7 protein-coding genes are annotated in these 8,835 nt (G+C 56.0%); all 7 read left to right on the top strand.

Annotation, left to right across the window (positions count from 1 at the left end; all coding sequences use genetic code 11):
- Positions 1-187 precede the first annotated feature (187 nt).
- The 7 genes from RDU76_07475 (at position 188) to RDU76_07445 (ending at position 8,824) form a co-directional block, all read left to right on the top strand.
- Positions 188-2,791, top strand: a complete 2,604-nt coding sequence (locus RDU76_07475; protein MDQ7798768.1) for an AsmA family protein — start codon at positions 188-190, stop codon at positions 2,789-2,791.
- 87 nt (positions 2,792-2,878) lie between these two features.
- Positions 2,879-3,403 (top strand): ribonuclease H-like domain-containing protein, encoded by a 525-nt coding sequence (locus tag RDU76_07470; GenBank protein MDQ7798767.1) that lies wholly within the window; start codon positions 2,879-2,881, stop codon positions 3,401-3,403.
- Positions 3,404-3,621: 218 nt separating this feature from the next.
- Positions 3,622-4,194: a TetR/AcrR family transcriptional regulator gene (locus RDU76_07465; protein ID MDQ7798766.1), complete on the top strand. Its 573-nt coding sequence runs from the start codon at positions 3,622-3,624 to the stop codon at positions 4,192-4,194.
- Positions 4,195-4,264: 70 nt separating this feature from the next.
- Positions 4,265-5,566 (top strand): TolC family protein, encoded by a 1,302-nt coding sequence (locus RDU76_07460; protein MDQ7798765.1) that lies wholly within the window; start codon positions 4,265-4,267, stop codon positions 5,564-5,566.
- A 61-nt stretch (positions 5,567-5,627) separates the two neighbouring features.
- Complete coding sequence (locus RDU76_07455; protein MDQ7798764.1) at positions 5,628-6,887, top strand: efflux RND transporter periplasmic adaptor subunit; 1,260 nt, start codon at positions 5,628-5,630, stop codon at positions 6,885-6,887.
- A 10-nt stretch (positions 6,888-6,897) separates the two neighbouring features.
- Positions 6,898-7,581, top strand: coding sequence for an ABC transporter ATP-binding protein (locus RDU76_07450; GenBank protein ID MDQ7798763.1), 684 nt, complete (start codon positions 6,898-6,900; stop codon positions 7,579-7,581).
- Between the two features lie 4 nt (positions 7,582-7,585).
- The gene (locus RDU76_07445) at positions 7,586-8,824 is read left to right on the top strand and encodes an ABC transporter permease (protein MDQ7798762.1); all 1,239 of its coding nucleotides are present in this window, start codon (positions 7,586-7,588) and stop codon (positions 8,822-8,824) included.
- Positions 8,825-8,835 lie beyond the last annotated feature (11 nt).

Here is an 8,835-nt window from a genome sequence, read left to right as displayed (position 1 = left end):
AGGTATTGGCGGACAGGCCATACCCCGGCCGATCATTTTGGTCCAGTCAAAATGGCCGGCTTTGGATTTTATCGCCTAAAATTGCCAGCTTCCGTTTTTTCGGAGGCTGTTTTTACTTTCCGCTTGTTTTTTTTTATCGTTTATGATATCTTTTCCCTGTCAACAAAAAATCAATCCGAGGTATAAAATGAACAAGTTCATCAAGATATCACTGTTCGTCCTGGCGGCCTTCGTCTTCATCTTTGTGGCCGCGGGGATCACCCTAAAACTGATGTTCCCGCCGGCCAAGCTGAGGGCCCTGCTGATGCCCAAGATAGAGCAGGCGGTGGGACGGCCGGTCAAAGTAGAAAGCTTCTCGTTAAAGGTATGGACCGGACTGGGCGTCCAGCTCAAGGGCATTGAACTGGCCAACGCCCAGGATTTCGACCCCAAGCCGATGGCTACTATCGAGGCCGTGACATTAAAGGTCAACCTTCTGGCCCTTTTAAAGCGCCAACTGGCGGTGACAAGTCTGGTCATCGACCGACCGTCCCTCCTGATAGAAAAAAGCACCAAAGGTGCCTTCAATTTCGATGACCTTATAAAGGCGGTGCCGGTCGATTCCTCCCAGAAGGCCCCGCCGCCGGGCTCCAGCCCGGTGTCCATCGCCGTTCAATCCTTCAGGATCAACGATGGCAGTTTCATATTCGAAGACAAACAGCTTAAAGTGCGGGTCGAAGCTTTGGGCATAAACGAGCAGTTACGGCTGGATGCCGATGCCAAGCTGGAGAACATCCATACCACCGGCTGGATCAAGGTCAAGGAGATCAGGACCACCATGCCGGGCATCAGCCTCAGCCGGATCTATGCCAACGTCGATCACGATATTTCAGTCAATCTGCCGGCCGCGGTGGTCACCATCAACCATCTGACCGTGGCCCCCCAAGGTATCGCTCTGACCCTGGCCGGAACGGTGGCCGAATTCGACAGCCTGCCGGTGCTGGACCTGGCCCTGAAGACCACCGCCATCGATATGAAGCAGATCTTCGCCGCCATTCCGGCGGAGTTCAAGGCCCAGGCCAGGGACGTTCAGGCCACCGGAAAGATCGAGCTGGGATTGAAGATCACCGGGCAGATAGATCCCCAGGATCCCAAGTCCATGCCCAAGGTGGACGGTATGGTGGGCCTGCGCAACATCGGGGTGAAATACGCCATGCTGCCCAAGTCCATCTCCGACGTCAACGGGGAAATCAACTTCACCGAGAACGACCTGGACATCAAAAAGATCTCGGCCAAGCTGGGGACGGCCGGTTTCGAGATGTCCTGCCTGGTCAGGAACTTCGAGGATCCTTACATCAAGGCGGCCTTCAAGGGTAACTTCGACCTGGGCGAGGTCAAGGAGTATGTTCCCTTGGAAGAGGGCATGACCCTGGCCGGGAAGATCAAGGCCGATTTCAAGGTAGACGGGAAAATCAATGATATCAATACGTTTAACATGGACGGCCGGGTGGACATCGAAAAGATCTCCCTGGCCACCAAGGCCCTGATGAAGCCGGTGACCGATCTAAGCGGCACCGTCCAGCTGACCAAGAACCTTATCAACGTCCCGGACATCTCCTGCAGGATCGGCCGCAGCTCGATGTCGCTCACCGCCCAGGTCAAGAACTTTCTGAGCCTGGCCCCGGAAATGCCTGCGCCTAAGCCCGGCCAGCCGGCCATCGCCCTTCCCAAGCAGGGCAAGGCGGTCATCACCTTTGCCCTGAATTCCCCGCTGCTGGACCTGGATGAGATGCTGCCGCCGCTTCCCAAGCCCGGACAGGCCGCAGCCACCAAGGGCCAGGCCCAACCGGCTCCGATGCCGGTGCTGCCTCCTTTGCCGGACTTTTTGATGGACGGCAAGGTCCGGATCGCCCAGGTCAAATTCCTAAAGATAGATTACGACAACCTGGCCGGGAACCTGTCCATCAATGACCGGAAACTCAACCTGGACGGCCAGGTGGGGATTTACAGCGGGAAGGTGCTGGGCAGTCTGTGGTCCGATCTGAGCGATCTCACCAAGATCGAGTACAAGCTGAAGGCCCAGGCCAGCCAGCTGGAGGCCAACGATTTTTTAAGCGCGCTGACCCCGTTCAAGGACCGGATGTTCACCAAGCTGGATATTAACGGGGAGTTCTCGGGGCTGGCTCCGGACACCATCCTGATCAAAAAGACCCTGAAAGGCTCCGGCAGCGCCAAGACCGGCCAGGGGAAGATAATCAACTGGGACCTGCTGGCCAAGGTCTTCGAATACACCAAACTGACCGGCGACAAGGACCTGACCTTCAAGAGCCTGGTCATGGGATTCCGGATATTGAATGAAAGATTGTATCTGGACGACCTGAAGATGGACAGCCGTTTCGGCGATGTCAACCTTACCGGCAGTTCCGGGTTCGACGGCACCCTGGATTACCGGGTGTCCATCAAACTGACCAAGGAGGAATCCGACAAGCTGCGGGCCAGATCATCGGCCACCAGCCTGTTCTCCGACAAGGACGGCCGGATGGTGCTGGACCTTCTGATAAAAGGCCCGGCCCCAAAGCCGTCCATCGGCTGGGACACCCAGATGGCCCAGGCCAGGTTAAAAGGCAAGGCTCAGGAGGAAATGGACAAGGCCAAAGCCCAGGCTCAGGCCGAGGCCGACAAACTGAAACAGCAGGCTCAGGCCGAAGCGGACAAGGCCAAGAAGGCCGCCGAGGACAAGGCCAAGAAGGAGGCCGAGGAATTGAAGAAGAAGGCCGGAGACAAGCTTAAGAATTTATTTGGCGGCCATTGACCTTAAAACATTGACGGAAATTTCAAAACCACCGTCCATCGTCTTATAAATAGCTAAGTTTTATAAACCCGATATCGTTGTACGATCATGCCATTATTTTTGGACATCGAAACCGATTTCCGCCAAAACATCACCGTCCTGGGATTTTATTCGGAATCCACCGGGTTCCAGCAGATAGTGGGAAGGGATATAACCAAGGTCCGAATAACCAGACGTTTGCCTAAACCAAGCATCAAAGATCCCGGAGAGGCAGCGGGCCCGGACCGGAGGGGATTGTATACCTTCAACGGGCATTGTTTCGACCTCCCGGTCATCAAGAAAAAACTGGGGCTGGCCCTGAGGGAGAAGTATGATTCCATCGACCTGCGATATCTCTGCAAAAAACACGGGCTGGTCGGGGGGCAGAAAGCCATCGAGAAGATGCTGGGGATCGGGAGGGATCTGCCGGATATGGACGGGCGCGATGCCTTGTATCTGTGGCAAAATTATATCGAATACGGCAGCATTGACTCATTGAACACGTTACTGGCCTATAACCAGGAGGATGTGATGAATATGGTGAGGATAAAGGAAATTGTGGGAAAAATGTCAAATGATATTAAACCTTATTGAGTATCCGTAGTCTAATCTTGCATAGAGTCTTCATAACCCAAAGAACGGCCCTAGCCGGACAGCCAGCTTCCTCCAGAACTGGCATAACCGGCGAAAGGCCGTTCTAAATAGTGCCCGGCCAGAATCGATAAATAATATAAAACGGGCATATTGACAATATCCTGTTTTTTGTTTATAATGGAACTGACTGGTCAGTTCTATTATAAATCGGAGCACAAATGCGAACCCTGAACGATAACAAGAAGCTGGACATCCTGAGAGCCGCCGGGAAGGTGTTCCCCCGGAAAGGTTTTCATAAAACGTTGATGGACGATGTGGCCCGGGAGGCAAAGATCGGCAAGGGCACCATCTATCGATATTTTTCCCACAAGGAGGACCTGTTCTTCAGCATATTGGAAAATGCCATGGATGAGATGTACGGCCGGATGATGGCCGCCAGGGGAAAGCGGAACAGCCCGGAAAATAAGGTGGCAGGTATGTTGGAGGCCCTGGCGGATTTTGTGACCGAAAACCGCGCCCTGCTCAATCTGATGCACGAGATCGAAGGCAAGGAGATAATGAAGAGGGTCAAAAAGATCAAGGCCCACAACCATAAGGTGATAAAGGTCCTGGCCGATGAACTGGAGAACGGCGCCAGGGCCGGCAAGTTCAAGCAGGGCGATTATACCTTGTGGGCCGGCATGATGGCCATGGCCAGCCGGGGGGCATTCCATTCACATCCCGAAATATCCAAAAGCAAGACCATCAAGAACATAACTGATCTTTTCTTCTACGGCATAGCAAAAAGTTAGGAAACTTTATTTTCCAATAAAACGTAGTTTTTAGCAACAATCAAACCAATAAAGATCAAAGGCAGATTTTATGAAAAACCTGTTCCTGGTATTGATGCTTTCCTGGGTGTCGGCATCAATGATATCCGCCCAACCGGCCGATCAACTATTGACTGTCGAACAGTGCGTGGAGATGGCCCTTAAACAGAGCCCGGATATGGTGCGGGCCCAAAGCAGCCTGACCATTGCCGGGGCCGGTCTGCAGACCTCGGTGTCGGGTATCCTGCCGCACATAAATGCCTCCTCCAGCTACGGGCAGAGCGGGCCGGCCACTACTTACGATGCCTTCTATAATGCCGTCGAAGGGGGGAAAAATGAAAGTTACCGGACCTCGTTGTCCGCCAGCCAGAGCGTGGTTAATCTCTCCCAGTGGGCGGATATCCTGGGATCGTACCGGTCGCGGCAGGCTGCCAAATCCGGATATCAGCAAGCGATGGCTTCGCTGGTCTATAATGTCAAAGCGGCCTACTACAATCTGGTGAAACTGCAGAAGGCCATGGAGGTGGCCGAGGCCTCGGTCAAGCAAAGCGAGGAGCAGTCCAAGCAGGCCAAACTGATGTACCAGCTGGGCTCCATCAGCCAGGCCGACATGCTGAAGATACAGGTGCGCCTGATGCAGAGCAAGATAGATCTGCTGAATGCCCAGAGCGCCCAGCTGACCGGCCGGCAGACAATAGCCAACATTCTGGGCCTGGCCGGAGAAGTGCGGGTTGGCTCGGAAGTGGCATTTCCGGACACTACCCAGCAGGCCTACACCATAGAATCCTTGGATGACAAGACCATCGAAAGCAACCCCGGCTATCTGTCGGCCCAGAAAAACCACCAAGCCAAGAAATCCTCCGCCTGGGCGGCATATCTTAGCAAGCTGCCATCCCTGTCTTTTTCGTATAGCTACGGATATTCCGATAGTATGCAATTTACCAACAGCGACAGCTGGAACGCCCACGATTACTGGAATGCCAGCCTGGCCCTCAGCTGGAATATTTTTGACGGCACAGCCTCGATGGCCAGGATCAGGCAGGCCAGGGCCCAGGCCAGAGCGGCCGAGGCCGACATGATCTCGGCCCGGCAATCGGTCTATTCCGAACTTAAACAGGCGCAGATCGGGCTGAAGACCGCCAAGGAGGCGGTAGCGCTGGTGGGGGACCTGCTGCAGCAGGCCAGCGAGGATTACCGTCTGACCAACGAAAAATACAAACTGGGATCGGCTTCGGTGCTGGACCTGTTGACCAGCCAGCTTACATACAACCAGGCCCAACAGCAGGCCACCAATGCCCTGTGCGAATATTATCTGGCGGAGGCCAGGACCGCCAAAGCCCTGGGCAGGTGGTGATCTATCCTGCTTCCGGAAATATAAAAAGCGAAAAACAGAACATACAAATGGAGAAAACCCGATGATCAACTTCAAAAGCAAGAAATTATGGATAATAACCGCGGCATCGCTGCTGGTGGTGATCCTGGTGGTTTCCAATATAGTGAAGGGCACCAAAAAACTGGCCGTCCAGTCCGCCAAGGTCAAGAAGGGCGAGATAGTCTCCGTCGTCTCGGCCCCCGGTAACGTCAAGGCCGAGACCGAGGTTCAGATATCGGCCTACGTGATGGGCAAGATCAGCCGCCTCCCGGTGAAGGAGGGCGACCTGGTTAAAAAGGGCCAGATCCTGGTGCAGATAGACCCCACCAACTATGCCGCCCAGGTCAAGCAGGCCCGGGCCAGCCTGGAGCTGGCCAAAGCCAACCTGGCCCAGACCGAGCTGATCTATAAACGCAAGCAGGAGCTGTTTGCCGCCGGGCTGATATCCCAGGAGGAAAATGAGGCCACCACCACCCAATTCAATCTGGACCGGGCCCGTCTGACCCAGGCCGAAGCCTCGCTGGAGCAGGCCCAGGACACCTACAGCAAGACCACCATCACCTCGCCCATCAATGGCACGGTGGTCCAGCTGAACGTGGAGGTGGGGGAAGTGGTGGTCACCGGGACCATGAACAACGCCGGGTCGGTGATCATGACGGTGGCCGACCTGTCCCAGATGGAGGTGGAGGCCCAGGTGGACGAAAGCGACGTCAAGGACATCCGGATCGGCCAGCCGGCCGAGATCGAGGTGGACGCCATCCTGGGCAAAACATTCAAGGGCGAGGTCTCCGAAGTGGGTAACGCCGCCATATCCAGCGTCAGCGTCTCCAGCAGCAGCAACGCCTCGGTCAATTATACGGTCAAGACCAGGTTCCTCGAAAGGTCGGAGGACCTCAAGTCCGGGATGTCGGCCAACGTGGACATCACCACCTCCCACAAGAAGGACATCCTGCTGATCCCCATCCAGTCGGTGGTGATGCGCAAGGTCGATTCCGAGCGCAAGGCGGCCGAGCGAAAGAAAGGCAAGGGCGGGGCTCTGGCCGGGGAAAATCCCAGCGACGGCAAGAAGGTCAAGGAGAAGGAGCAGGAGGTGGTCTACGCCGTGGAGAAGGGGAAAGCAGTCATCCTGCCGGTGGAGACCGGTGTCTCCGACCAGGATAACATAGAGGTGCTCTCCGGCCTCACCGACGGCCAGGAAGTGATCAAGGGCCCGTTCAGCATCCTGAGGAATCTGAAACACCAGGACAAGGTAAAGATCATCAGAGACCAGGTGGCCGGCAAACAGGGCAACCGGGGAAGGTAGGTTGTAAGCCATGATAAAAATGGAAAATCTCTCCAAGGTATATAAGATGGATGGCGTCAAGGTGGAGGCCTTAAAGAGGGTCTCGTTGAAGGTTGAGTCCGGCGAGTACGTATCCATCATGGGGCCATCGGGCTCCGGCAAATCCACCCTGATGAATCTGGTGGGATGCCTGGATACCCCCACTACCGGAAGCTATCACCTGGACGGATTATTGGTGTCGGAGATGGATGACGACCAGCTGGCTGCGGTGAGAAACAAGAAGATAGGGTTCGTATTCCAGACCTTCAACCTGCTGCCCCGCTCTTCGGCCCTGCATAATGTGGAATTGCCCATGCAGTATGCCGGGGTTGATTCCGGGATCAGAAGGGCTAAAGCCATTGCTTCGCTGGAATCGGTGGGGCTGGCCCACCGGGTTCATCATAAACCTACCGAGATGTCGGGCGGCGAGAGACAGAGGGTTTCCATCGCCCGGGCTCTGGTCAATGACCCCTCGATCCTGTTGGCCGACGAACCCACCGGAAATCTGGACAGCAGAACCGGGGTGGAGATCATGGCCCTGTTCGACCGGCTGCATAATGAAGGAAAGACGGTGATCCTGGTGACCCACGACCAGAAGGTGGGAGAACATGCCCACCGGGCGGTTCGGATACTGGATGGAGAGATCGTCTCCGATCAAATCATAAGGAAAGGGTAAGGCCATGAACATATGGGAAGCGGTCAGACTGGCCTTTGACGCCATTTGGGCCCACAAGCTCCGCTCCGGGCTGACCACCCTGGGGATCATGATCGGGGTGCTGACGGTGATAGGGATGCTGGCTTTGATCGACGGATTCAACAAGATGATCGCCAAACAGCTCTCTTCTTTGGGCACCACCACCCTCTACGTCCAGCGTCAGGGGCTGGTGATGAGCCACGATGACTGGCTGAAGACCCGGGGTCGCAAGAACCTGACCATCGAGGACGCCTACGCTATCAGGGATAACTGTCCCTCGGTGATGCGGGTGGCCCCCATGCTGGATATCATGGCCAATGTCAAATTCGGCAAACAGGAAGTGATCGGCACCGAGGTCACCGGCACCACCCCCGAATTTCAGTTCATAGCCGAGTACGAGATCACCGATGGACGGGCCATGTCCAACGTCGACATGGTGCACAGCCGGCCGGTGGCCATGCTGGGTTACACGGTGGTGGAGAAGCTGTTCGGCCTGCAGGACCCCTTGGGCAAGGAGATAATCATCAACGGCAACCGATTCGAGGTGATAGCCCTGCTGGGGAAAAAGGGTTCCTTTCTGGGCAACGATCAGGACAACATGCTGATCATCCCGATCTCCACCTACCAGAAGATGTTCTCGGGGATGATCCGCAACCGGGGGCGGGGCGGCTCGGTGACCATTGCGGTCCAGCCGCTGGATATGGCCCACGTGGAACAGGCCAAGGATGAGGTCACCGAGTTGCTGCGGCGGCGGCGCAAGGTGCCGCCCTCCAAGCCGGACGATTTCGGCATCGTCACCGCCGACCAGATCATGGGCATATTCAAGAAGATCACCGCCGGGGTGTTCGGCCTGATGATCGGGGTCACCCTGCTGTCCTTGCTGGTGGGGGGCATCGGCATCATGAACATCATGCTGGTGTCGGTAAACGAGCGGATCAAGGAGATAGGCATCCGCAAGGCCATCGGGGCCCGCAAGAAGGACATCATGCAGCAGTTCATCATCGAGGCGGTGACCCTTTCCCTGGTGGGAGGCATCACCGGGATGGTACTGGGATTCATCCTGGCCGGGCTGGTCTCGCTGGTCATCAAGCTTCCGGCCTCGGTCAGCTGGTGGTCGGTGCTGCTGGGCTTCGGCTTCTCGGCCGCGGTGGGGATATTCTTCGGGTGGTACCCGGCCCAACGGGCGGCCGAGCTGGACCCGATAGAGGCCCTGAGGTACGAATAATATTTCATAAA

The organism is Candidatus Edwardsbacteria bacterium (genome assembly GCA_031082425.1).
Taxonomy (GTDB): domain Bacteria; phylum Edwardsbacteria; class AC1; order AC1; family EtOH8; genus UBA2226.
The sequence above is the reverse complement of the archived record's forward strand: the minus strand, read 5'-3'. Positions and strand labels throughout refer to the sequence as shown.

Coding starts and splice junctions, on each gene's coding strand:
- RDU76_07475 (MDQ7798768.1), top strand. CDS start 188: ATGAACAAGTTCATCAAGATATCACTGTTCGTCCTGGCGGCCTTCGTC.
- RDU76_07470 (MDQ7798767.1), top strand. CDS start 2,879: ATGCCATTATTTTTGGACATCGAAACCGATTTCCGCCAAAACATCACC.
- RDU76_07465 (MDQ7798766.1), top strand. CDS start 3,622: ATGCGAACCCTGAACGATAACAAGAAGCTGGACATCCTGAGAGCCGCC.
- RDU76_07460 (MDQ7798765.1), top strand. CDS start 4,265: ATGAAAAACCTGTTCCTGGTATTGATGCTTTCCTGGGTGTCGGCATCA.
- RDU76_07455 (MDQ7798764.1), top strand. CDS start 5,628: ATGATCAACTTCAAAAGCAAGAAATTATGGATAATAACCGCGGCATCG.
- RDU76_07450 (MDQ7798763.1), top strand. CDS start 6,898: ATGATAAAAATGGAAAATCTCTCCAAGGTATATAAGATGGATGGCGTC.
- RDU76_07445 (MDQ7798762.1), top strand. CDS start 7,586: ATGAACATATGGGAAGCGGTCAGACTGGCCTTTGACGCCATTTGGGCC.